Below are 24,022 nucleotides of genomic sequence, written 5' to 3' on the forward strand. Positions count from 1 at the left end.
CACCAGTCGAGCGCGCCGCCGTCGATATCCTCGGCGAGCCCGGCCAGCGGTGAGTCCCGGCGCCCACGCCAGGCGGGTCCGGCGCCATAGCCGGCCGTCGGCCAGCCGCTTCAGGGTGATGCCGGGGCAGCGGTCGCCCGGTCCGACGAAGACACCGACCGCGTTCCCGGCGCCGACGAGGGCCGCCGCGGTGGTCTGGTCGGCGCCGAAGTACCGGAACCGCGGGGTGAACCCGGCGCGCTCGCAGGCGATCCGCAGGCTCAGGCCGAGGCCGTCGGAGCGGTCTCCGGGGGCGACCCAGATCTCGTCGGCCAGCTCTTCGAGGGTGATCAGCTGCCGGTGGGCCAGCCGGTGGCCGGGGGCCAGGCCGATCAGCACGGGTTCGGTGCCGAGGTCGCGCACGGTGAACTCACGGACCGCGGGCGGTCCGACGTCCGGGAACTCGCTGATGACCGCGAGCGCGATCTTCTCGGTGCGCAGCAGTTCCAGTACGGCCTGGGAGGAGGGTTCCAGATAGGTCAGCTGTTCGTGGTGCGGCAGCCGCTCCCGGATGAGCGCGGCGATCCGCGGCACCCAGGGGTTGTCGACGCCGCCCAGCGCGACGGCCTGCGGCGGTTCGGTCGGCTGGGCGAGCGTACGCGCCGTGGCGAGCAGATCCCCGAACTCGTCGAGCAACGCCCTGGCCCGGCCCACCACATGGACGCCCAGCTCCGTCGGTACGACACCCTGCGGGCGGCGCCGGAACAGCGGCCCACCCAACTCCTGTTCGATCCGCCTGAGTTGGGTGGAGAGGCCGGATTGGGCGATTTTCAGCGTGGCGGCCGCGCGGCTGATACTGCCGGATTCAGCCACGGTGAGCACGATCCGCAGGTGGCGCAGACCCATATCCACTTCCTGCCTCCGTCGGTGATGGTCGTGGCCGGAAATAGCCGATGACGAGCACGGCACCGGCCAGGGACAGCAGCGCCGTCCAGGTGGCGGTGACGTACAGGGCGTGCAGATAGGCCCGGTCGGCGGCGGCGAGGAGATCGGGCCGGTGCAGCGACGCGGCCACCGCCCGGGTGGCCTCCGCGGAGTCCAGCGCCCGGTCCCGCACCCCGGGGGCCAGACCGTCGAGCGCGGGCCGGATCTCCCCGCGGTAGGAGGTGGCGAGCACCGAGCCGAGGACCGCGACCCCGAGGGTGCTGCCCACGGGCCGGGTGGCGGCGCTGATGGCCGCGCCCGCGCCGGTGTACCGCGCGGGCAGGACGGCCATCATCTCCGCCGTCATCGGCGCGACCACCAGTCCGATACCGGCGCCCTGCGCGAGCAGCACCGCGGCGATCGCGGCCACCGGGGTGTCGGCGTCGAAGAACACATAGGCGCCGAAGGTGGCGCTCGACAGGAGGACTCCGGCGACCGCGCACCAGCGGACGGTCAGCAGCCGGGCCAGCCCCGGGGAGATCTGGTTGCCGAGGACGATGCCGCCCGCGGCGGATGCCATCACGGCCCCGGCGGCCAGCGCCGACAGGCCGTGGACCCCTTGCAGATAGAAGGCGCAGTAGAAGAGCTGCCCGGCCAGGCCGAAGAAGAGCAGCAGCAAGGTCACGCTGCCGCCCGCGAAGCGCGGCTCGGTGAAGAGGCGCACGTCGAAGCCCGGCACCTCGCGGCGGCTCTGCACGCGTACGAACACCGCCAGCAGGGCGAGCCCCGCCACCAGCGGCAGCAGCGCGGCCGGGCTCGACCAGCCGGACGGGCGGCCGCCCTCGATGACGCCGTACACCACCAGGCCGAGCCCCAGGACGGAGAGCAGCAGCGCCACCGGGTCGAGCACCCTGCGCTCGGCGTACCGCAGTTCGGGCACCAGCAGTGCCACCCCGGCCAGGCATACGGCCACCACCGGCAGGTTGACGAGGAACACCGAGCCCCACCAGAACCGGGTCAGCAGCGCACCGCCCACCACCGGCCCGAGCGCGACCGCCGCGCCGCCCGCGGAGGCCCACACCGCGATGGCCCGGGTGCGGTGGGCGGGCGCGGTGCCGCGGGTGACGAGCGCCAGCGTGGCCGGCGTGATGAGCGCGCCGCCCGCGCCCATGAACCCGCGGGTGACGATGAGTTCGGTGGCGCCGGGCGAGAACGCGGCCAGCGTGGAGGCGACCGCCAGGAGCAGCAGCCCGGCGGTCAGGGTGCGGCGCGGCCCGTAGCGGTCGGCGAGGGCGCCGCCGGCGAAGCTGCCCGCGGCGAAGACCAGCGAGTACGAGGCGTTGGCCCACGCCAGCTCCGCGGCGGAGGCGCCGAGCCCGCGTACCGGGTCGGCGAGGGTTTCCATCGCCACGTTGAGGACCGTGTTGTCCAGCAGGACCAGCGTCTGCGCCAGGACCGCCACGGCCACGGTCCACCACGGGCGCGGGGACCGGTGTGTCACGGTGTCGCCGCCCTCACGGTGTCAGCGCTCGTCTGCCCGCGACGAGCGTCCGGGTGACCTCCGCGACCCGGTGGCCGAGGTGTTCCGCGGTGGCGAGGTCGGACGGGTGCACCGTGCCCGTCCGGTCGTCCACGGGGGACTGCGCGCCCGCGCCCTGGTAGAAGCCGAGCCGGTTCAGATCGGATTCGCTGCCGCGGCTGGAGTTCCAGCCGGAGGGCAGGCCGAGGGTGACCCAGAGCATGCCGTGCTGTGCGGCGAGGGTGGCGAAGTAGCCGAGGGTGCCCGCCTTGTCCCCGGCCATGGAGCCGGAGTTGGTGAATCCCGCCGCCACCTTGTCCTGCCAGCGGCGGGTGAGCCAGCGCCGGGCGCTGGCCTCGGCGAAGGCGTGGAACGCGGCGGAGGCCGTGCCCATGTACGTCGGCGCGCCGAAGACGATCGCGTGGGCGTCGTCGAGCAGTTGCCAGTCCTCATCGGTGATCCGGTCGACCCGGACGAGGGTGACCTTGGTGTCCGGGGCCCGGCTCGCCCCGGCGCGTACGGCCTCCCCCAGCGCCGCGGTGTGTCCGCGTCCGCCGTGGCAGGCGATGGCGATGTGTACCGGGTCGGTCAGGGCGGTCAAGCCGGCCTCCTCGAAAACGCCGTTCCGGAATCCGGTGCTCAAGGGTGTCCGCGGATTCCAGGGGGTGTCCGCGGATTCCAGGGGATGTCCGCAGAGCGTCGGCCAGCCTGCCACAGGAGTCTCAGAGGTTTCTCAGAGCCGCATAACCGCGGAGTGATGGAGATTCGATATCTGCTCGCCTTCGCACGGGCGTGCCATTCTGACCCGGCAATCCCGAAGCACCGTCCACCCGTTGGAAGAGGTGTTCCCGGCACATGACCGATTTGGGTAAATCACTCCGGATGCGGAGGCTCTCCCCCGTGGGGGACGGGAGATATCTCTTCGTCCCGCTCGACCACAGTGTGTCCGACGGACCGGTGGTGCCCCAGGCCCGCTGGAACGGGCTGCTGAGCGCGCTGGTGGACGGCGGCGCGGACGCGATCGTCGTCCACAAGGGCCGGGCGCGCACCATCGCCCCGGGCATCCTGCGCCACTGCGCGCTGGTGGTGCACTTGAGCGCCGGGACCGGGTACGCGGCCGATGCCGACGCCAAGGTGCTCGTCGGCGAGGTGGAAGAGGCCGTACGGCTGGGCGCGGACGCGGTGAGCGTGCACGTGAACCTCGGCTCGGACACCGAACACCGGCAGCTCACCGACCTCGGCACCGTCGCCGCCGCGTGCGACACATGGAACATGCCGCTCCTCGCGATGATCTATCCGAGGGGCCCGCGGATCGCCGATCCGCACGACCCGGCGCTGCTCGCCCACGCCGTCAACATCGCCGCGGACCTCGGCGCCGACCTGGTGAAGACGTCGGTGGCGCTGCCGGTGGACCGCATGGCCGAGGTGGTGGACAGCAGCCCGCTGCCGGTCCTCGCCGCGGGCGGCCCGCCCGACGGCTCGGATCTGATCGGCCACGCGACCTCGTTGATGCTCGCCGGCTGCCGGGGCCTCGCCGTCGGCCGCCGGATCTTCACCTCGCCCTCCCCCGCTTCGCTGGTGTTACGGCTCGCGGCCATCGTCCACGCCGCCGACGCCGGAACGGCCCCCCATCCCCCGACGATTGCGACAGGTGCCGCATGAAGTTCGCCTGGATCGACCTCAGAACGGTTCCGCAGGACAAGCTGGAGTCCGTCGTGGACGCCGCCATCCACACCCGGATGCGGGGCGTGCTCAGCGACGACGAATCCGTCCTCAAGGCGCTGCCGCCGACCGTCACCGGCGTCACCACCACCCCGGTGACCGACGAGAAGCAGCTGCACGGTCTCGACGCCGACACCGCGGGCTGGGTCGACGTCCACGACGAACCGTCGCTGCGGCTGGCGTGCGCCGCCGCCGTGGCGCTGCCCTTCACCGTGGTCCGCTTCGCCGACCCGACCAAGATCCCGCTGGAGATCGTGCTCGCCGCCGCGGACCGTTCCGAGGGCAAGCTGATCACGGTCTGCGCGGACCTCGAAGAGGCCGCCACCGTCCTCGACGTGCTGGAACGCGGCTCGGACGGCATCCTGTTGGCCCCCTCGAACGCGGGTGAGGTGTTCGCGCTGGCCCGGCTGCTGGAGGCCGGTACGGCACCGCTGAACCTGACCACGCTGACCGTCGACGGCATCGAGCACCACGGCCTCGGCGACCGGGTGTGCGTGGACACGTGCAGCCACTTCGCCGAGGACGAGGGCATCCTCGTCGGCTCGTACTCGACCGGCTTCATCCTGTGCTGTAGCGAGACCCACCCGCTGCCGTACATGCCGACCCGCCCCTTCCGGGTCAACGCGGGCGCCCTGCACTCCTACGTACTCGGCCCGGACAACCGCACCAACTACCTCAGCGAGTTGCGCGCGGGTGGCACCACGCTGGCCGTCGACGCCGAGGGCCGGACCCGCCCGGTCATGATCGGCCGCGCCAAGCTGGAGTCCCGGCCGCTGCTGACCATCACCGCGCGCTCCCCCGAGGGCACGGTGGTGAGCCTGACCGTCCAGGACGACTGGCACGTACGGGTGCTCGGGCCCGGCGGATCTGTCCACAACGTCACCGAGCTGCGGCCCGGCGACGAACTGCTCGGCTACCTGGCCACCGACCAGCGCCATGTGGGCTTCCCCATCGGCGAGTTCTGCCGGGAACAGTGATGAGCGCTATCGATATGCGGGGACTCGTAGAGACGCTGTTCGACGCCCACCCCGGCGATCTGCCGTACCTCGTGCACGGCGACCACCCGGTGAGCCGCGCCGAGGTACGCGCCGCCGCGGCCACCGAGGCGGACGTCTTCGCCGAGTACGGCATCGGCGAGGGCACCACGGTGATGCTGCGGATACCGCCGAGCTTCACCCAGATCGAGGTGCTGCTCGCTCTGTGGCGACTGGGCGCCCAGGTGATGCTGATCGACCACCGGCTCAAGCCGTCCGAGGTGGAGGCCCTGCGCGCCCTGTGCCATCCGCAGTTCCTGGTCAGCGCGGGTACGGCGGACCGCGCACCGCTGCGGTTCGAGCCCCGGTACGAGGTGGTCACCTCCCGTTTCCCGGACGGCCGGACCGCGGCGACCGACCACCGGCTGGTGCAGTTCAGCTCCGGCTCCACCGGCCTGCCCAAGGTGATCGGGCGGACCCCGGCCTCCCTGGCCGCCGAGATCGAACGGTTCACCCGGATCGACGGCATGCCGACCCTCGGCGAGCGGGTGCTGCTGCTCAGCTCCACCGCGCACAGCTTCGGGCTGATCGCCGGGGTGCTGCACTCGCTCACCGCGGGCGTCGCGGCCGTGTTCGCCCGCCGGGTGTCGGCCAAGGACATCCTCGGCGCCGCCGGGCGCCACGACGTCCACGCCATCTTCGGCACCCCCTTCCATTACGAACTGCTCAGCACCGCAAGGGAGTTGCCCCCTCTCCCCTTGTTGCGGGCGGCGGTGTCCGGCGGCGAGATCATGCCCCCGGAGACGGCAGCGCGGTTCGCCGACCGGTACGGCATCGGAGTCGGCGAATCGTACGGAACCACCGAGACGGGCGTCGTCGCGATGGAGGTCAGCGGCGCCTCCCGGCCCACGGTCGGACGGGCGGCGCCAGGTGTGCGGTTGCGCATCCAAGACGGCGAGTTGGACGTCTTCCTACCGGACGGCTCCCCGTACCTCCACGCCTCCGGTGGCGGCCGTTACACCGACGGCTGGCTGCACACCCGCGACCGCGCCTCGCTGGACCCCGACGGCGGTGTGCGGCTGCTGGGCCGCGGCGACTCGCTCGTGGTCATCGGCGGGCTCAAGGTCGACCTGACCGAGGTGGAGGACGTGCTGCGCCACCACCCCGGGGTCAGCGGGGCCGTCGTCGTCCACGCCGGTACGACCGAGGCGTACGTGTCCACCGAACCGGACGGGCCCTCGGCCGGGGAGCTGCTCCGCTGGTGCCGGGACCGGCTGGCCGACTACAAGGTGCCGCGCGTCATCCAGGTCCTCCCGGACCTGCCCCGCACCTCCAACGGCAAGCTCATCCGCCGCCGCGAGGCCCTGCTGGCGCGCTCCCCCGCCCGCTGACTGTTACCCACTACTGCCCCAGAAGGGTTTTCACACCATGCAGACGACGTTGGAGAAGGAGATCCGTCAGTTCGTGCTCAGCACGATCAGCGACGACATGAACCACCCGCTCGACGCGGACACCATCACCGATGACAGCCCCCTGGGCACCGGTGGTATCGACATCGACTCGCTGAGCCTGATCGAACTGGTCCTGCGGATCGAGCGCCGGTTCGGCGTGAAGTTCCCGGACACCGATTTCGAACCGGTCGGCGCGATGAACCTCGGCGATCTGGTCGACGACGTCATCAAGCGGGGCGCCACGGCATGACCGCGGAATCCGAAGCCCGAACGCGTATCACCGTTGACGTCGTACGGGAGCTGCTGTCCGACCCCAAGATCTTCGCCGCGCTGCCGGACGCGATGGACGACGACGCCGACCTGGCGCTGGACTCCCTCGGCCTGGTGTGGTTCCTGCACCAGCTGGAGCTGCGCTACGGCGTGGAGATCGAACCGGCCGAGGCGTTCCTCGCCGAGTTCACCTCGGTACGGCGGATCACCGACTACCTGAACGACCACCACCTGGCGGACCGTCCATGACCCATGAGGTGCTGCTGACGGGCTTCGGCGTCCGCACGGCCTTCGGCACCGGCGCGGACGCACTGCGGGAGGGCGTCTTCGACGGAAGCCCCGCGTTCACGCCGATCACCCGGTTCGACCCCGGCCCGTACCGTACGAACCTGGCCGCGGCGAGTGGCACGGCCGTCCCCCTGCGGGACGTCCTGGCCGAGGTGGCGGGCGCGGCGGCAGGGATGGCCGGCCTGCATCCGGGCACGGAGGCCACGGTCCTGGTAGGCACCGCGGGCGACTTCACCGCCCTGACCGACTTCTGGCGCGCGGCGGCATCGGGCGATGGCGCCGCACCCGACCCGCTCGACCGGGCCGTCGAGACCGTGCCCGCCTGGCAGGCCGAGGCGCTTGGGGAGGTGCTCGGGGTGCGGGGGCCTCGGTTGGCGTTCACCAATGCGTGTGTCGCCTCCGCCTCCGCCATCGCGCACGGGTGCCAGCTCATCGCTTCCGGGCGGGCCGGCATCGTGATCTGTACGGGGGCTTATCTGGTGGAGGAGGAGAACCTGGCCAAGTTCGGGTCCGGGTTCGCGCTGTCCCGGGACGGGATGGTGCGGCCGTTCTGTGCCGACCGCAGTGGGCTGCTGCTCGGGGACGGGGCCGCCGCCGTCGTTCTCGAGTCGGCCGAGAGCGCGCGGCGCAGGGGGGCGCGGGCGCTCGGGGCGGTGACCGGGTGGGGTGCGGCGTCCGACGCGCACCACATCGCGCGGCCGCACCCCGACGGCACCGGGCTGGTCACCGCCGCGCGGCGGGCGCTGCGGCGGGCGGGGGGCCCGCGCATCGACTACGTCAACGCGCACGGCACCGCGACCAAGTCCAACGACCCCGCCGAGACGCGCGGACTGCACGCGCTGTTCGGCGCGGACGCGCCCCACGTGCCGGTCAGTTCGACCAAGAGCACGACGGGACATCTGCTGGAGGCGTCCGGAGTGGTGGAACTCGTGATCACCCTGCTCGCGCTGCGGGACGGCGTCCTGCCGCCCACCGCCGGGTTCACCGAACCGGACCCGGCCTGCGACCTCGACTACGTACCGAACCGCCCCCACAAGGCCGACATCCGGCGGGCGCTCAGCATCAACGCCGCGTTCGGCGGTGCCAACACCGCGCTGATCCTGGAGCGGGCATGATCGCCGCGACGTCCGGTCCGGAGGCCGCTCCGCCCGTCGCCGGTTTCGTGGAGTCCGCCTTCAATCCGCTCGTGCACCAGGCCGTCGAGCGTTGCCTGCGCGCCCGCCCCGGCGACGGTTCCCGGACCGCGATGGTCCTGGCCAGCACGATGGGCGACGCCGCCACCCTCGACCTCGGCAGCCGTCGGCTGGTCGCCGGGCAGGTGCACAATCCGCTGCTGTTCATGCAGAGCACCGCCAACGCGATCCTCGGCCAGCTCAGCCGGGACTTCGCCATCACCGGGCCGCTGCTCTGCCTGTCCACCGTGGCGGACCTGGCCGGGGAGCTGCTGGCGACGGCCGAACTCCTGCTGGACGACGAGGAGTTGGACCGCGTCGTACTCGTCGGCGTCGAGCTGGCCGGGACCGAGCGCACCACCGCCGCGTACCGCAACCTGCGCAGCCCAGGCCCGCCCGCCACCGACCAGGCCGTCGCCCTCGTGGTGGACCGGAACGACCCGCACCCCCGTCCCCCGTCCGACGCCCCCGCCACCGAGCACGGCACCCTCCGCGGCCTGGTCGAGCTGGCCGCCCGAATCCAAGGAACCAGCCCATGATCACCAAGAAAGAACGCGCGCAGATCAGCGAGGACGCCGCCTTGGGTGCCGGAAACGTGATCCACCGGCTGAAGGCGTACGGCAGACCGCTCGACGAGCAGGTGCTGTGGACCGACACCATCTGGCAGGCCCCGGACGGCGGCCACCCCGAGGTGCTGACCCTGGGTGAGCTGCACGAGGTCGTCGCCACCTACGCGGCCTGGTACCACGCACACGGCGTACGCCCCCGCGACCCGGTGGCGATCCAGACGTACTCCAGCACCGAGTTCGCCATCAACTTCCTCGCGCTCACCTCCCTCGGCGCGATCCCGTCCTTCGTCAACGGCAACCTCCGCCCCGAGATCGCCCGCGAATACGTCCGCCGCCAGGGCGCCGTGGGCGCCGTCACCGATCAGGCCCACCACCCGGTAATGGCTCCCCACCAGGCCGAATTGGGCCTCGGCTTCTGCGCCACCGCGGCCGACATCCGCGCGGACACGGCCCGCGGCCCGCTCCCGGCAGCGTACCCGTACGCCCATCACCCCACCGACCCGATCATCATCTCCCACTCCTCGGGCACCACCGGCATGCCGAAGGCCGTCCCGCACACCCACGAGACCCTGCTGTACGCGCAACTGCACCGGCTGAAGCTGTCGGTGGGCTCCTCGATGGGCAGGCTGCTGGTCGCGATGCCCGGTTCGCACAACGCGTCCATCTCGGTCATGCTGTTCGGCTTCCTGCTGCGCTCGCCCGTGCTGCTGCTGTCCAGCCAGCGCGGCGTCGACGTCCTGGACGCGATGGAGTCGTTCCGCCCGACCACGGTGTTCGCGTTCGCCGGTACGTACGGGGAGATGGCTGCGCAGGATCTCGCCGCGCGCGATCTGTCCAGCGTCGAAGCCTGGTACAACACCGGCGACGCGGCGCACGAAGCGCACATCAGGGCGCTCATCGCGCAGGGCAGCCACGATACGGTCGGCCGGGACCTCAAGCGCTGCCGCGTCCCCGGCTCCGTGTTCACCGACGGACTGGGCTCCTCCGAGACCGGCTACTCGCTCTTCCACAACGGCCACAAGCCCGGCCGCTCGTCGTTCTCCCGCTGCGTCGGCAAGCCGATGAGCTTCGCCGAGGCCGCGGTGCTCTCCGAGGACGGCACCCCGCTGCCACCCGGCGAGGTGGGCCGCCTCGGCGTACGGTCCCCCACCCTCACCCCCGGCTACTGGAACGACTCGCTGACGTTCCACCGGCTGCGGCTCGGCGGCTACTGGCTCACCGGTGACCTCTCCTACCGGGACGAGGACGGCAACTTCTACCACCTCGACCGCGCCCCCGACGCCATCCGTACGGCCGCGGGCCTGGTGTTCAGCACCCGCACCGAGGAGTTGCTGCTGCGCGAGCTGCCCGAACTCGACGACTGCACGGTGGTGGCCGTCGCCCCCGAGGGCGTACGCGCCGACTGGGACGGCGACGGAACCGCCGACGCGTACGTCCTGCTCCAAGTGCGCCCGGACGCGACGGACGCCGACGACTGGACCGCCAAGGTCAACCGGGCCCTCACCGCCGAGGGCTTCCCGCCCCTCACCGGAGCGCTCCGGATGGACGCGAACGATGTGGTGAAGGGCGCCACCGGCAAGGTGCTCAAACGGGAGATGCGCGAACGCTTCCGGGCCCGGCTGGCAGGCGGGCGCGCGCCGGGAGAGGCGGCGCGATGACGATTCCCGAGCGTACGAGCCCCCGCCCCCAGCCCATGGACGTGTACCGCCAGTGGTGGCTGCACGACGCCCGCTGGTATCAGGGCGTGGCGAAGCGCTTCGGCCACGCGGTGGCCAACGAGATCAACGCCGAGGCGCTGCGCTTCGTGGCCGTCCAGGTCGGCAAGCGCATCGCCCGCCAGCACGGCGGAAAACCCGCCGCCGACCTCGAAGAACTCCGGCAGCGGTACGACGACTGCTCGGAGTGGATGTTCCCGAGCGAACTCCGCGACGGCGGCACCGTCGTGCTCCCGGACGGCGACATCGAGCTGACCATGCGGCAGAACTTCGCCGTGACCATGGTCCGTATGGCCGGTTCGCTGGATGGCTACGACTGCCCGTGTACGGACATCCACGCGGGCTGGTCGGAGGGGCTCGGCGTCGAACTCACCCGCAACTGCGCCACCGCGTGCCTGCGCGACGGCGACGCCGCCTGCCGGTTGCTGATGCGCGTGGGCTGACGCGCATCAGCAACGGGCGGCCGAGTCCCTCTCCGCCGGGCTCGGCCGCCCACGGCACAACGCCCCCTACGGCTCGCCGACCATCATCCGGGCGACGCCCTGGGCGCTGAAGACCTCCCGGGTGGCGAGCGCTATGCCGCCGTGGATCCCGGCGCTCTCGCCGAGCCGGGGTGTGGTGATGGTCATCTTGCTGGTGGCCAAGGCCAGGCCACGCTGGTAGACCACGGCGCGCACCCCGGAGAGGAGGTCGTCGCGGAGTTCGCTCAGCGGGCCGCCGACGACCAGCGTGCGCGGGTTGAACATGGAGACCAGCATGGCCGCGATCTCGCCGACGTCGGTGCCCGCCTGGCGCAGGGCGCGCACGGCGTTCGGTTCGTTGTCGGCGACGCGTTCCGCCAGCACGCGTACGCCGTGCAGCGGGTCCTCGTCGGTCGACTCGGGGATGCCGAGGCTGCGCAGGACGGCCGGGCGGGAGGCCAGCGCGCTGAGGCAGCCGTCGTTGCCACAGGAGCACAGGACGTCGCCGCCACCGCCGACGGCCCGGATGTGGCCGATGTCGCCCGCGGCTCCGTCCGCCCCGCGGTACAGCTCGCCTTCCGCGGTGACGATCCCGGCCCCCACTCCCGCGGAGATCTTGATGCACACCAGCGGGGTGCCGTCCTGCTCCTGGCCCGCCTCGCCGAGGGCCATGAGATTGGCGTCATTATCCACCAGGGCGGGACACCGGAACCGCTTCCGCAGTTCGTCGGCCACCGGGTAACCGCCCCAGCCGGGCATTCCGGTCGGCCGCACCGTGCAGCCGCGCTGGAAGTCCACCGGCGCGGGCAGGCCCATCACCACGGCGCGGACCCGGCCGGAGTCGCGCCCGCACTGCGCCAGCAGGGCCATCAGGCGCTCGGTCACCGTCTCCAGCACGGTCTCCGGCCCGGTTGCGATCCGGACGCCCACGGTCTCCTGGGCGAGCACCCGCCCCGTGAGGTCGGCGATCGCGACCTGTGACGCCAGGGTGTCGACGTCCGCCACGGCGACGGTCCCGGCCCGCGGGCTGAGCGTCAGCACCCTCGGCGGTCGGCCCCGCACCGATTCGCTCGATTCGAGCTCCTCCAGGATGCCGCGCGCGACGAGATGGTCCACCTGCTTACCGACGGTCGTCCGGACCAGACCGCTGCGCCGCGCGATCTCGGCACGGCTGGTCGCCTCGCCCGACACCACGAGGTCCAGCACCTTTCGCAGCCCCACGGGCACGGAAGGCAGAAGAACCGGATCGGCCTCATAGCCATCGCCCTTATGCACGTCGGTGACCCTAATTGCCGGGTGATCCACCCGACAAGGAGCCCATCTTTAGTCCATACGAAAAATTAAAAACGGCGTCTTGTCCCCGCAGCGCGAATTAAACGATGGTGATGCCCACACAAAAAGTTCCGGCCATGGCCGGTTCGTTTGCACATCTCGATCTGGTGACCGGGCGACGCGGAGGCACGCGACCCGACGACCGCCCCGCACCACGCATCGCTCCCCCGAGAGGACTCCACCTCATGGCCAGGCAATCGCATCGCATCGGCATCCTGGGCAGCGGCAACATCTTCGGCCGGTACGTCACCGGCCTGGCCCGCTACCCGGAGCTGGAGATCGTGCGGGTGGGCGACATCGACCCGGCCCGGGCCAAGCAGGCCGCCACCGATCACGACATTCCGGCCTGGGGCGACGACGCGGAGCTGTACGCCGACGCGTCGGTGGACATCATCGTGAACCTCACCCCGCCGGTGCACCACGCGCGCACGATCATCACCGCCCTGGAGTCCGGCAAGCACGTCTACGTCGAAAAGCCCCTGGCCACGACGGTCGAGGAGGGCCGGGCCGTACTGGAGGCGGCCGCCCGGAGCGGGCGTATCCTCGGCTCGGCGCCGGACACGTTCCTCGGCAGCGCGAGCCAGACGGCGCGCAAGGCCATCGACGACGGACTCATCGGCGCACCGATCGGCGCCTCGGCCTTCATCGGCCACAGCAAGGCCGAGACCTGGCATCCGGACCCGCGCTTCCTCTTCCAGCCGGGCGGCGGCCCGGTGATGGACATGGGGCCGTACTACGTCGCCATCCTCGTGAACTGCCTGGGCCCGATCCAGGCCATCAGCGCGGCGAGCCGGATCGGCGCGCCGCACCGGCCGGTGACCTCGCCCGGCCGGGCCGTCGACTCCATCGAGGTCACGGTTCCCACGCACACCGCCGCGGTGCTGACGTTCGCCTCGGGAGTCCTCGGGACGGCGCAGATGAGCTTCGACGTCTGGGACTCCGACCTGCCGTTCATGGAGATCTACGGCACCGAGGGCACGCTGTCCCTGGGCAACCCGAACCACTTCGACGGCGAGGTGCGGCTGAGGCGCCACGGCGATGCCTCGTGGTCCGTACTGGAGCCGGTGGTGGGCCTGTTCGGCGCCGTCGGCACCAAGGAACAGGCCCGCCGCGGCCTCGGCGTCCGCGATCTCGCGGACGCGATCGAAGGCGGCCCGCACCGGGCGACCGGCTCGTTCGCCTTCCACGTACTCGAAGCACTGTGCGCGGTGGAGGAGTCCTCCCAGCAGACCCGCGTCGTGCACCTGAGCAGCACCTGTGAACGTCCCCAGCCGCGATACCCCGCGTAACCCTCGCCGCCTGAGCCTCGCTCGCGACACCCCCGGAAACACCCTCAAGGAGCACCGATGTCGTCCAGAACGCCGGCCTGGCGAACCCGACTGATAGCAGCCGCCGCGAGCGTTGCGCTGCTCACCACCGCCGCATGCAGCGCCGCCACCGATTCCGGTCCGGGCGGCGGCAAGGACACGGCCGCCGGTCCGGTGCGCGACGGCGGCACCCTCACCGTCGCGCAGGCGAGCGACGCCGACCCCGGCTCGTTCCTCAAGACCTCGGTCGGCAACATCCTGTCCGAGTACACGGTCCTCGAGACGCTGACCCTCATGGACGCCAAGACGGGCAAGCCCAAGGGCGTCCTCGCGAAGTCGTGGAAGCTCGCCCCCGACGCCAAGAGCATCGACATCACGCTCCGGGACGATGTGACCTTCCACAGCGGCCGCAAGCTGACGGCACGCGATGTCATCTTCACCCTGAAGAAGGTGCGGGACCCGGCGACGGGCGCGGCGGGCCAGGCGATCGCCCAGCAGATCACGTCGATGAAGGCCGAGGGCGACCACGAGCTGAAGCTCACCTTCAGCAAGCCGACGCCGAACGTCTTCGACCTGTTCGAGACGGCGCCGATCCTCAACCCCGCGACCTACGACGACTACGCGGCGGGCAAGAACGTCGACGGCACCGGCCGTTTCGTCTGGAAGTCGTGGACGCCCGGCGGCCGTATCGCGCTCACCAAGTACGCGAAGTACCGCGACGCCAAGAACACCCACCTCGACAAGATCAACATCCAGGTCATCAACGACCCGACCGCCATCGTCTCGGCGATCCGCAGCGGACGCGTCCAGTACGGCGTCGGCGCGGCCGCGCTGGACGCCCGCAGCCTGAGCAAGCAGCCGGGCTACGCCCTCCTCTCCTCGGGCGGTTCGGCGATCCCGTTCTCCATGGACGTGACGAAGGCGCCGTTCGACAAGAAGGAGGTGCGCCAGGCGGTCCAGTACGCGATCGACCGCCGCCGCATCGTGCAGCAGGTCGAGGGCGGCCACGCGGACGCGACGAGCCTGCCGTGGAAGAAGAACGCCGTCGGCTACGACGCCGGTCAGGCGAAGCACTACGGCTACCAGCCGGACAAGGCCAAGAAGCTGCTCGCCAAGGCGGGGGTGAAGGGCGCCACGTTCAAGGTCGTCACCCTCAACACCCCCGAGGCCACCAGCATCTTCCAGATCGTCAAGAACAACCTCGCCGCCGTCGGGCTCAACGCCAAGCCCGAGGTGCTCAGCGCCACCGAGTACGACGGGCGGATCGCCAAGCGGGACATGGGTGCGCCCGCGGTCCAGATGATGAACAGCAACGCGCTGCTGCCCGCGAGCGCGGTCACCAGCAGGCCCGAGTTCGTCCCGAACGACAACCTCCTGCACGTCAAGAGCCCCGCGTACACGAAGCTCGTCAAGAACGTCAGCGACGCGAGCACGCCCGCCGCGCAGAAGAAGGCGCTGCACGCGTACAACGCCTACTTCCTCGACCAGGCGTTCGCGGTTCCGCTGATCACCCGCCCGACCCTGACGGTCCGGTCGACGTCCGTCGGCGGCATCGCGCCCACCCAGACGGGCTTCCTGAACCTCGGCCAGGCGTGGCTGTCCGAGCCGAAGGGGTAGCGGCGGCAATGATCCGGTTCATGGCGCGCAAGGCGCCATCCGTCCTCTTCGTCCTCCTCGCCAGCTCGGTCGTCGCCTTCGCCCTGCCGCGGCTCGCCCCCGGAGACGTCGCCGTCAGCCTCGCCGGTACGGATCCGAGCGCCGCCAACGTCGCCGCCATCCGGAAGGAACTGGGACTGGACCGGTCCCCCGTCGTGCAGTACTGGGACTGGATCTCCGGGCTGCTCCACGGCGACCTGGGCCAGTCCTACCGGCTCCACCGCAGCGTCACGAGCCTCATCGGCGATCGTCTGGGGAGCACCGTGGAACTGGCCGTGTTCGCCACGCTGCTCGTCCTCGTCATGGGCACCGCGCTCGGGGTGCTCGCCGGTTCCACCAAGCGCCGGTGGACGCGGGCGACCCTCGACCTGGGCAACAGCCTCCTGGTCGCCACCCCCGCGTTCCTCACGGCGCTGGCACTGATCCTGATCTTCGGTGTGTACCACCGCTGGCTGCCCGTCAGCGGCGAGGTGAGCCTGCTGGAGAATCCCTCCATCGGGATCCAGTATCTGATCCTTCCCGCGTTCGCGCTGGCGCTGTCGCCCTCCGGCATCGTGGCCCGTCTGCTCCAGACGGAGATGACCAAGGTCCGCAACGAGGACTACGTCGATCTGGCCCTGGCCAAGGGGACCTCCTCCCGGCAGATCACCCTGCGCCATGTGCTGCGCAACAGCTTCGGCACCGCGGTCGTCGCGATCGGGCTGGAGATCGGCACCCTGCTCGCCGGTGCCGTGATCACCGAGTCGATCTTCAACCGCAACGGCCTCGGCCAACTCGCCGTCTCCAGCGTGCAGTCCCGCGACTTCACCGTCCTCCAGGTGCTGATCCTCGGGGTGGTCTTCGTGGCAGTGATCTGCCAGATCGTCACCGAGATGGTCCTCGCGACGCTCGACCCGCGGATCAGGTTGGGAGCCCAGACATGACCGACGTACCCCTGACGGCGCCCGGCGCGGCGGCCACGGCCACGCGCCGCAGGCTCAATCCGACGCTGTCCCGCTATCTGTCCGCCTTCCGCACCCCGAGGGGTGTGATCGGGCTGTCGATCCTCGGGATCATGGTGCTCGCCGCCCTGCTCGCCCCCGTCCTGTTCCCGGGCGGCTACGATCAGCAGGGGTCGAACGCCCTGACCGGGCCGTCGGCCCAGCACATCTTCGGTGTGGACGAATTCGGCCGCGACATCTTCATCCGCAGCGTCTACGGACTCCGCGTCGACCTCAGCCTCATCCTCACCGCCGTGCCGCTCAGCATGGCCGTCGGCACGCTGATCGGCCTCGCCGGCGCGATCTCCGAATGGCTCGGCGCCGGATTGCAGCGGGTGCTCGACGTCGTCATCGGCTTCCCCGGGCTGATCCTCGGCATCTGCCTGGTGGCCATCCTCGGCCCCGGGTGGTTCCCGCTGTTCCTCACCATCCTCATCGGCGGCCTGCCCACCGCCGGACGCCTGGCCCGCGGCGCCTGGCTCACCCAGCAGGGCAGGGAGTACGTCCTCGCCGCCCGGGTGCTCGGCGTCCCGCCCCGGAAACTGCTCGTCCGCCACGTACTGCCCAACGCGATGGACGCGATCGTCGTCAACGGCGCCGTCTGGATGGTCATCGGCGTCTACATCGAGGCGGGACTGTCCATCGTCGGCCTGGGCGTACAGCCCCCGACGCCGTCGATCGGCGTACTGCTCAACAACGGACTCCGGTTCGTCACCCAGGCCCCCACGTACATCATCGGCCCCGGAGTGGTGCTCCTGCTGCTCTCGGTGGGCTTCAGCCTGATATCGGACGCGCTCAACGAGGCGGTGAACCGTCGGTGATCTCGACAACCGACTCCACGATGGCGGAACCGCCGGCACCGGTGGCGGGCAAGGGCGCGCCGCTGCTGCGGGTCGAGGGCCTGCAAACGGAGTTCAAGCTGAGGAGCGGCGGCGTGAAGGCCGTCAACGACGTCAGCTTCGACATCTACCCCGGTGACGTCCTCGGCATCGTGGGCGAATCCGGCTCGGGCAAGTCGGTCACCGCGCGCTCCATCATGCGGATGCTGCGCCCGCCGGGCGAAATCACCGCCGGGTCGGTGCGGTTCGACGGCGAGGACCTGCTCGCCCTGCCGGAGCGCGAGATGCGGCGGCGGCGCGGGAGGAAGGTGGCGATGGTCTTCCAGGATCCGCAGGCCGCGCTCAACCCCGTGCTCAAGGTCGGCGACCAGATCGTCGAGGCCATGACGGTCCACGGCGTCGACAAGAAGACGGCCCGCGCACGGGCGGTCGAGCTGCTCGAACAGGTCGGCATCCCCGACGTACCGACGAAGATCGACCACTACCCGCATCAGTTCTCCGGCGGGATGCGCCAGCGCGTCGTCATCGCGATCGCCCTGGCCAACGATCCCGCGCTGCTCATCGCCGACGAGCCGACCACGGCCCTCGACGTCACGATCCAGGCCCAGATCCTGCGGTTGCTGGCCAGGCTGCGTACCGAACTCGGCATCGCCATCGCCATCATCACCCACGATATGGGCGTGGTCGCCGAGCTGTGTACGGACGTCGTGGTGATGTACGGCGGGCGCACGGTCGAGAAGGGCTCCGTCGAGCAGGTCTTCCGGCAGCCGCGTCACCCCTACACGGCGGCGCTGCTCGAAGCCATGCCACGCCTGGACGACGACCGGGTCGGCCAGCCGCTGCCCGCCATCCCCGGCAGCCCGCCCGACCCCGCGGCGCCCCCGCCCGGCTGCGCGTTCGCGCCGCGTTGCCGGTACGCCGAGGACGTATGCACCCAGGAACCGCCGACCCTGCTGGAGATCGGGGGCGCGGGGCAGACCGCGGCCTGCTTCGTCGCCCAGCGCGGTGCGGGCCTGTCCGCGAGCGACATCGACGCGGCGCCGCGTACCGAGGTCGTGCCTCCAGCCGCGCCAACGGGCGCACCCGTACTGGAGATCCGCGACCTCAGGATCGACGTCGGATCGCGCGGACGCGGGCTCTTCCGCCGCGAACCCCCGGTGTACGCCGTCGACTCGGTGAGCCTGGCCGTCCACCCCGGCCGCACCCTCGGGCTCGTGGGCGAGAGCGGCTGCGGCAAGTCGACGCTGTCCCGCGGCATCGTCGGCATCAACCCGATCGCGGGCGGATCGGTCCACGTCGACGGGACCGACGTGAGCGCTATGCGCGAGGAAGACCTCAAACGGGTCCGGTCGTCCGTGCAGTATCTGTTCCAGGACCCGTACGCATCGCTGAACCCACGGCGTACGATCCGCCAGTCCCTCACCGAGGCGCTCGCGTTCCGGGGCATCGGGGGACGCGCACTCGAAACGGCGGCGCGCGAACTGATGGAGCAGGTCGGGCTGCGCCCGGAGTACCTCGATCGCTACCCCCACGCCTTCTCGGGCGGGCAGCGCCAGCGCATCGGCATCGCGCGCGCCCTGGCCCGCCAGCCGCAGACGCTGATCCTGGACGAGCCGGTCTCCGCGCTCGACATGTCGATCCAGGCGCAGATCATCAACCTGCTGGAGAAACTCCAGAACGAACTGGGCCTGGCCTACCTGTTCATCGCCCACGACCTGTCGGTCGTACGCCATCTCAGCGACACCGTCGCCGTCATGTACCTCGGCAGGATCGTGGAGCACGGCGACGTCGCCGAGGTCTACGGCAACCCGCAGCATCCGTACACCGCTTCGCTGCTCTCGTCGTCGCCGGTACCGAGCGTCTCGGCGCGTACGCGGGAACGCATCGTCCTGCGCGGCGATCTCCCCAGCCCGGCCAACCCGCCCTCGGGCTGCCGGTTCCGCACCCGGTGCCCCATCGGCCCGCTGGTCCACCCCGAGCGGACGATCTGCACCGAGACCTCCCCCGAACTCACCGTCACCCCTGCGGGCCAGCGTGCCGCCTGCCACTTCGCGGGCGAACTCGCGCAGCACTGACCTCACTTCATCGAAGGGACCCCACACACGTGCGTATCGCACTCAACCCGATCCAGTGGATGGCCAGCGACGACGGCTGGCTCGACCCGTCCAAGGCGCCCGAGCGCAAGCAGCTGCTGTCGCTGATCAAGAAGTCCGGTTTCGACGCGGTCATGGCCGAGGTCCCCGCCGACTGGACCGTCGCCCAGTACCAGTCGGTCCTGGACGAGGTCGGCCTCACCCTGGCCCCCGGCTACTTCGTCTGCCGCTCGGACGGGCAGGACGGCAACGAGTCCACCGTCATCGAGAGCGCCGCCGCCGTCGCGCGCCAGCACGCCGGACTCGGGATGGACGAAATCGGCCTCGGCCTGGCGATGGGAAAGGACAAGCCGCGCGTGGCGCATCCGGGACAGGCGTACGACGCGGACCCGTCGCGCGTCGAGGCCGTGACGGCGCTGATCGGGAAGATCGCCGACGCCATGACCGCCGAAGGCGTCCGCCCCAACCTCCACCCCCACATCGGCACCTGGATCGAAACCGAGGAGGAGGGCCGGGCCGTCCTCGACGCCATACCGGCCGCCCGGCTCGGCTTCCTGCCCGACACGGGGCACTTGGCGTGGGCGGGCTCGGACGTGGGCGCGTTCATCAAGGACTACGCGGAACGGATCCCGTTCGTGCACGTCAAGGACTGTCGGCTCAGCGTTGCGAAGCAGGGCCGCGAGGGCGATTGGGGCTACCAGCAGACCGTCATGGCCGGGCTCTGGGTCGAGCCCGGCCGAGGCGAACTCGACCTCAAGGGGATCATCGGCAACCTGCCCAGCACGTTCGACGGCTGGCTGATGGTCGAGGTCGACTGCCCGGACATCTCCGACCCGTACGAGAGCGCGGTCGCATCGGCGCGCTGGATGCGCGCCGAGTACGGCGCCTGACGCTCAGCCGCGCGCGGCGAACCGCACGAAGCGGGTCCATCCGTCGGGGGTGATGGCGACGTGGGGTCGGGCCGTGTCCTTGGAGTCCCGTACGTGAACGGCCTCCTCGGTCACGGCCACCTCCACGCAGCTGTCGCCCTGGGTGCCGCTGTAACTGGACTTGAACCAGTCGCCTTCAGATGTGCTCATACGAACCGCACGAATCGTGTCCAGCTGTCGGGGGTGACGGCGAAGTGCGGGCGGCTCACGTCCTTGGAGTCACGGACATGGACGGCCTGTTCGGTGACGGCCACCTCTACACAGTCGTCGCCCTGAGTGCCGCTGTAACTGGACTTGAACCAAGCGAGTTCCGACCTGCTCATAGCTCTCCTCGCATCCGCTCCAACAGGCCCCGCGAGTCTTTGGGGTTGAGGGCCTGCGAGCGCAGTGTGTCATAGCGCTGCTGGAGGAGAGAGACCTCTTTCCTGTCAGCGATCAGCCGCCCGTTCTGCTGTCCTTCGGAATAGGCGAGCCGCCGCCCGTCCGGGGTTTCCAGCAACTGCAAAGGACCGTCCAGACAGGCATGGAACTCGGTGTCCAGCGGCATGATCTGGAGGCTCACATTGCGTGGCGCGCTGTGCTCCAGCACGTAGTCGAACAGGCCCCGCGTCACCTCCGGGCCGCCGAGCTTCTTCCGGAACACGGACTCTTCCACGATGAAGCTGAACGGTACGTTCGGCCGCTCGTACAACAACGTCGTGCGCTCCAGCCGAGCGATGAGCTGCGCCTCCAACTGCTTGTCCGTCAGTAGCGGGATGCTGTTGTCGAACACCGCCCGCATGTACCCCTCGGGCTGCAACAATCCCGGCACCAACCGGCACTCATACGTGTACAGGCTCACCGCCTTCCGCTCCCGCCGTGCCCACCGCTGGAACCATGCCGCAAGCCCCGGCTCACCCCGCGACAGGAACCTGGCAGCCCTCCGCAGCGCGCCCGTGTTACCAAAGACCTCCTCCGCCCGCTCTACGAACGACTCCTCCGGCATCCGTCGCCCCAGCTCCACCGACTCCACGGTGTGCTTCGAGAACCGGACCAGCTCCCCGAACTGGGCCCGGCTCAGGCCCGCGTGTTCTCGCAGGGCCTGGACGACCGCCCCGAACGTCCGCAGACTGTCCGAAGGATCGGGCTCCCGGTCCCCGTCTCCAGCCCCACAAGCATGTTCAATCGTCATACGCGGACACCTCCAGGTGCGTACGTTCGAGGGCCCCCGCGCTCGACTCACTCAGGTTGACTGCTCCCCTCCCTGATGCGAGGGGATTCCTCTTCTTCAGGGCTGTGTGGGGATTCCTGGCTCAGGCTGCCTTCGGGAGCAGCGCTCCCGGAGGTCTTACACCCTCGGCACCAGCCGGGTTCAGACCTGCCCGGACGAGCATCACACGAGCGGAGTTCTTGTCCCTGGGAGAGACGGCTCCGCACGCGGTGCAGGTGTAGGTGCGTTCGGACAACGGCAGTGCGTGCTTGGTTCTCGCTCCGCACGATGCACAGTCCATGGTCGTGTGCGCTGGATGCACGAGGCGCATGTCCCGCCCGTGCTTGCGGCCCATCTCGATCAGCGCCTTCTTCGTGGCCCCGATCGCGGCGTCCGCCGCCTTACGCGCCATCGAGGACCTGGCCAGAAACCTCGGCTTGAAGTCCTCAACAGCGATGGCGTCGTGGTCGGTCACGACGCGCTTGGCCCATTTGCGGCCGGTGTCCTGCCGCTGACGGGCGATCTTCGCGTAGGTCTTCGCCCGCCACTTCTTCGCCTCGCGGTAGCCCCTGGAGGCGGCCTGCCCCTTCTTCGGTCTGCGGCGGGCCATCATCCGGTCGTACCGGGTCAGCCGGGCCTGCACCTTGCGGCCGTGCTGGGCGTGTGGGAGGTCGTGGGCGTCCGAGGTGGTGGTGGCGGTCTCCTTCACACCCCAGTCCACGCCGAGCACCCGGCCGGTCTCCGGCAGCGGCCGCACCTTTGCGGGGACCACGAGCGAGCAGTACCAGTGCCCGACGCTGTCCTGGTACACGCGGACCGAGGATGGTTCGGCGGGCAGGGCCCGCGACCACACCACCGTCAGTACGATCCCGCCCGCCAGGTGCAGGCGGCCGTCCTTCAGCCGGAACCGCGCCGGGTGTAGTTCAGCGTCGGCAAGGCTTCCCGCTTCTTCTTCCAGCGCGGCATACCGGCCCGCTGCCGCTGAGGCAGGCGTTCCCGGATGTCCTTGTGCGCCTTGGCACGGGACTTGCCGAAATCCCGGATCACCTGCTGCTGCGGAACACTCGCCCCGGCCGCCAGCCACGGCGTCATGCGCCGGGCCTCGGTCAGCATCTTGTCCAGTTGCGCTGGACCACACGTCCGCTTCTCACCCGTGGCCTTGTTGTGCAGATAGGTGGCCATGGACTTGGAGACACACTCGTTCCAGAGCCACCGGCACCGGCCCCACTCCGCCAGCAGAGCCCCACCGGCGGTCGAGGACACACGAAGCCGGTACGTATACCGGGCATGGCCAGCCTCCTCGACTTCACTTGGCGTCGTCACGTCGCCAACGTAACGTCATCATTCATTCATTCCTCCCCATTCCGGCAGACCCACTCGAACGGGTGACCGCCCAAGCTGTTACAGCCCTGCAACTCCGAGATCCTTCACCCCTTCGATGTCGCCCTCAGCTCTCCCGTGGCAGACGCCGGATCACCCGGCGGCGATCTGACTTTCCCTGCCCCGCTACGCAGGAAACCGAGTTCCTCTCCGGCCTGAAGGCCGGAGCCTCCTCCGGAAACCGGTGACGCAACGAAACGCCGTACTGTCCACCGAACGTGCCCGTACGCTGACGTTGCGTACGCCGCGCGCCGCTGGCGAAGCCCCGCACGCACCCGCCACCTTTGGCCCCATGAACGCAAGCACACCCCAATTGCCCGCCACCACCCGCACCTTTGCCCAACGCTTGTCCTCCACGCGGCGCGGCGCCCGCCTCGCCCGGTTGCTCGCCGTGGGACAGGTCCGCGCCTGGCCGGTGTCACCCGCCGTCACCGAACGCGCGGAGCGGATCGTCGCCGAACTGGCCGCGAACGCGGCGATCCACGGGCGCGTACAGGGCCGGGACTTCCGGCTCGCCCTCTCGTTCGAGGAAGCCCGCGGCATCCTGCGTATCGAGGTGGCCGACACCCGCAGCGAGAAGCTACCGGTCCTCGGCCCGGCGCCCGGCCCGGACAGCGAGTCCGGCCGCGGCCTGCTGCTGGTCGCCGCGCTCGCCGACCGCTGGGGTACGGACCCGCGCCGCCCCGTGGGCAAGACGGTGTGGGCGGAACTGGACTCACCTCAGTCGTCGGCCGGATAGAACTGGGCGTACCAGCGGCGCAGCGCCCTGATGCCCTTCTCGTGCGGGAGCAGGACGGGGCGCGGCTGGTGCACTTTGTGGTCCCAGATCCGGACCTCCTCCCGCACCTCCCTCAGGGCCTCCGCGCGGAACACCAGCTTCAACACCGGTGCCAGGAAGGGCAGTCGGGCGGGCTTGCGGACGTAATACAGCATCCGCATCTCGCTCGTACGGTCGTCCACGGGGGTGGTGAGGGCGACGGCGGTGAGCGACAGAACGGGGCCGAGGACGCGTACCACCATCACGCCCGGCCCGTACATGAACACATCGAAGGTGTTGTTGATGTCCCGGCCGAGAACGCGCCGGTGGATCCGGCCACGGACCTCGGCGACGGGGCCGTCCGGCCGTAGCTCCTGCACAGGCGGCTCGCTCTGGCCGTGGATGAAGTGGAAGTGGGACTCGTCCACGATGTTCTCGCGCATCTCCTGGATGTGGATGCGCGCCCGGCACACGTCGTCGATCGGCGTCGCGAAGTCCCGGGAGGTCGTCTCCGGG

At 70.5% G+C, this 24,022-nt stretch carries 23 protein-coding genes and 2 pseudogenes; 16 read left to right on the top strand and 9 right to left on the bottom strand.

Annotated elements, in window-relative coordinates; translation table 11 throughout:
• The 3 genes from SSOG_RS09330 to SSOG_RS09340 form a co-directional block, all read right to left on the bottom strand.
• On the bottom strand, positions 1–885 hold an 885-nt coding region (locus tag SSOG_RS09330), incomplete at its 3' end, for a LysR family transcriptional regulator (RefSeq protein WP_039937005.1).
• A complete protein-coding gene (locus tag SSOG_RS09335; RefSeq protein ID WP_009713968.1) occupies positions 845–2,404 on the bottom strand; it encodes an MFS transporter in 1,560 nt (519 codons plus the stop codon). The genes SSOG_RS09335 and SSOG_RS09330, both read right to left, overlap by 41 nt.
• A 13-nt stretch (positions 2,405–2,417) precedes the next feature.
• Entirely contained in the window at positions 2,418–3,014 is a 597-nt protein-coding gene (locus SSOG_RS09340) for a flavodoxin family protein (RefSeq protein ID WP_106516611.1), read from the bottom strand.
• Between the two features lie 263 nt (positions 3,015–3,277).
• On the opposite strand from SSOG_RS09340, the gene SSOG_RS09345 reads away from it, so the two are divergent.
• Genes SSOG_RS09345 through SSOG_RS09385 form a run of 9 tightly spaced genes read left to right on the top strand, consistent with a single transcriptional unit; the run spans position 3,278 to position 11,026 of the window.
• Complete coding sequence (locus SSOG_RS09345) at positions 3,278–4,084, top strand: 2-amino-3,7-dideoxy-D-threo-hept-6-ulosonate synthase (protein ID WP_009713970.1); 807 nt, start codon at positions 3,278–3,280, stop codon at positions 4,082–4,084.
• Positions 4,081–5,121: a 3-dehydroquinate synthase II gene (locus SSOG_RS09350; protein ID WP_009713971.1), complete on the top strand. Its 1,041-nt coding sequence runs from the start codon at positions 4,081–4,083 to the stop codon at positions 5,119–5,121. Before SSOG_RS09345 ends, SSOG_RS09350 begins: the two co-directional genes overlap by 4 nt.
• Complete coding sequence (locus SSOG_RS09355; protein WP_039937007.1) at positions 5,121–6,509, top strand: class I adenylate-forming enzyme family protein; 1,389 nt, start codon at positions 5,121–5,123, stop codon at positions 6,507–6,509. Before SSOG_RS09350 ends, SSOG_RS09355 begins: the two co-directional genes overlap by 1 nt.
• A 37-nt stretch (positions 6,510–6,546) precedes the next feature.
• Positions 6,547–6,819: an acyl carrier protein gene (locus tag SSOG_RS09360; protein WP_009713973.1), complete on the top strand. Its 273-nt coding sequence runs from the start codon at positions 6,547–6,549 to the stop codon at positions 6,817–6,819.
• Positions 6,816–7,088 carry a phosphopantetheine-binding protein gene (locus SSOG_RS09365; protein ID WP_009713974.1) on the top strand — a complete coding sequence of 91 codons (273 nt, stop codon included), beginning with the start codon at positions 6,816–6,818 and terminating at the stop codon, positions 7,086–7,088. Before SSOG_RS09360 ends, SSOG_RS09365 begins: the two co-directional genes overlap by 4 nt.
• Positions 7,085–8,242 carry a beta-ketoacyl-[acyl-carrier-protein] synthase family protein gene (locus SSOG_RS09370; protein WP_039937009.1) on the top strand — a complete coding sequence of 386 codons (1,158 nt, stop codon included), beginning with the start codon at positions 7,085–7,087 and terminating at the stop codon, positions 8,240–8,242. Before SSOG_RS09365 ends, SSOG_RS09370 begins: the two co-directional genes overlap by 4 nt.
• Positions 8,239–8,838, top strand: coding sequence for a LigA protein (locus tag SSOG_RS09375; RefSeq protein WP_009713976.1), 600 nt, complete (start codon positions 8,239–8,241; stop codon positions 8,836–8,838). Before SSOG_RS09370 ends, SSOG_RS09375 begins: the two co-directional genes overlap by 4 nt.
• Entirely contained in the window at positions 8,835–10,526 is a 1,692-nt protein-coding gene (locus SSOG_RS09380; protein ID WP_009713977.1) for a class I adenylate-forming enzyme family protein, read from the top strand. The genes SSOG_RS09375 and SSOG_RS09380 overlap by 4 nt, the downstream gene beginning before the upstream one ends.
• The gene (locus SSOG_RS09385; protein WP_009713978.1) at positions 10,523–11,026 is read left to right on the top strand and encodes a hypothetical protein; all 504 of its coding nucleotides are present in this window, start codon (positions 10,523–10,525) and stop codon (positions 11,024–11,026) included. The genes SSOG_RS09380 and SSOG_RS09385 overlap by 4 nt, the downstream gene beginning before the upstream one ends.
• 66 nt (positions 11,027–11,092) lie before the next feature.
• On the opposite strand, the gene SSOG_RS09390 is transcribed toward SSOG_RS09385, so the two are convergent.
• On the bottom strand, positions 11,093–12,319 hold the full coding sequence (locus SSOG_RS09390; RefSeq protein ID WP_039937011.1) for an ROK family transcriptional regulator: 1,227 nt from the start codon (positions 12,317–12,319) through the stop codon (positions 11,093–11,095).
• Positions 12,320–12,561: 242 nt separating this feature from the next.
• On the opposite strand from SSOG_RS09390, the gene SSOG_RS09395 reads away from it, so the two are divergent.
• Genes SSOG_RS09395 through SSOG_RS09420 form a run of 6 tightly spaced genes read left to right on the top strand, consistent with a single transcriptional unit; the run spans position 12,562 to position 20,141 of the window.
• Positions 12,562–13,665, top strand: coding sequence for a Gfo/Idh/MocA family protein (locus SSOG_RS09395; RefSeq protein WP_009713980.1), 1,104 nt, complete (start codon positions 12,562–12,564; stop codon positions 13,663–13,665).
• Between the two features lie 57 nt (positions 13,666–13,722).
• Positions 13,723–15,300 carry an ABC transporter substrate-binding protein gene (locus tag SSOG_RS09400; RefSeq protein ID WP_009713981.1) on the top strand — a complete coding sequence of 526 codons (1,578 nt, stop codon included), beginning with the start codon at positions 13,723–13,725 and terminating at the stop codon, positions 15,298–15,300.
• Positions 15,301–15,320: 20 nt separating this feature from the next.
• Positions 15,321–16,262: an ABC transporter permease gene (locus SSOG_RS09405; RefSeq protein WP_208867340.1), complete on the top strand. Its 942-nt coding sequence runs from the start codon at positions 15,321–15,323 to the stop codon at positions 16,260–16,262.
• Complete coding sequence (locus tag SSOG_RS50940) at positions 16,259–17,140, top strand: ABC transporter permease (RefSeq protein ID WP_039937014.1); 882 nt, start codon at positions 16,259–16,261, stop codon at positions 17,138–17,140. The genes SSOG_RS09405 and SSOG_RS50940 overlap by 4 nt, the downstream gene beginning before the upstream one ends.
• A gap of 20 nt (positions 17,141–17,160) precedes the next feature.
• Positions 17,161–19,233 carry a dipeptide ABC transporter ATP-binding protein gene (locus SSOG_RS09415; protein ID WP_063631642.1) on the top strand — a complete coding sequence of 691 codons (2,073 nt, stop codon included), beginning with the start codon at positions 17,161–17,163 and terminating at the stop codon, positions 19,231–19,233.
• 29 nt (positions 19,234–19,262) lie between these two features.
• Entirely contained in the window at positions 19,263–20,141 is an 879-nt protein-coding gene (locus SSOG_RS09420) for a sugar phosphate isomerase/epimerase family protein (protein WP_039937017.1), read from the top strand.
• 3 nt (positions 20,142–20,144) lie between these two features.
• Here SSOG_RS09420 and SSOG_RS09425 read toward each other — a convergent pair whose 3' ends face one another.
• The 4 genes and pseudogenes from SSOG_RS09425 to SSOG_RS09440 all read right to left on the bottom strand — a co-directional run bounded on the left by SSOG_RS09425 (position 20,145) and on the right by SSOG_RS09440 (position 22,482).
• Positions 20,145–20,330 (bottom strand): DUF397 domain-containing protein, encoded by a 186-nt coding sequence (locus tag SSOG_RS09425; RefSeq protein ID WP_009713985.1) that lies wholly within the window; start codon positions 20,328–20,330, stop codon positions 20,145–20,147.
• Positions 20,327–20,503, bottom strand: a complete 177-nt coding sequence (locus tag SSOG_RS09430) for a DUF397 domain-containing protein (RefSeq protein ID WP_009713986.1) — start codon at positions 20,501–20,503, stop codon at positions 20,327–20,329. Before SSOG_RS09430 ends, SSOG_RS09425 begins: the two co-directional genes overlap by 4 nt.
• The gene (locus SSOG_RS09435; RefSeq protein ID WP_009713987.1) at positions 20,500–21,351 is read right to left on the bottom strand and encodes a helix-turn-helix domain-containing protein; all 852 of its coding nucleotides are present in this window, start codon (positions 21,349–21,351) and stop codon (positions 20,500–20,502) included. Before SSOG_RS09435 ends, SSOG_RS09430 begins: the two co-directional genes overlap by 4 nt.
• 121 nt (positions 21,352–21,472) lie before the next feature.
• Positions 21,473–22,482, bottom strand: a pseudogene (locus SSOG_RS09440) (RNA-guided endonuclease InsQ/TnpB family protein).
• A gap of 559 nt (positions 22,483–23,041) precedes the next feature.
• Between SSOG_RS09440 and SSOG_RS09445 the strand changes: the two are divergent.
• A complete protein-coding gene (locus tag SSOG_RS09445; RefSeq protein ID WP_009713989.1) occupies positions 23,042–23,488 on the top strand; it encodes an ATP-binding protein in 447 nt (148 codons plus the stop codon).
• Here the strand turns inward: SSOG_RS09445 and SSOG_RS55810 are convergent.
• Positions 23,470–24,022: pseudogene (locus SSOG_RS55810) on the bottom strand (Rieske 2Fe-2S domain-containing protein); the annotation flags it as partial. The gene SSOG_RS09445 and the pseudogene SSOG_RS55810 sit on opposite strands and share 19 nt — an antisense overlap.

The organism is Streptomyces himastatinicus ATCC 53653, from assembly GCF_000158915.1.
GTDB classification, from domain to species: Bacteria; Actinomycetota; Actinomycetes; order Streptomycetales; family Streptomycetaceae; genus Streptomyces; species Streptomyces himastatinicus.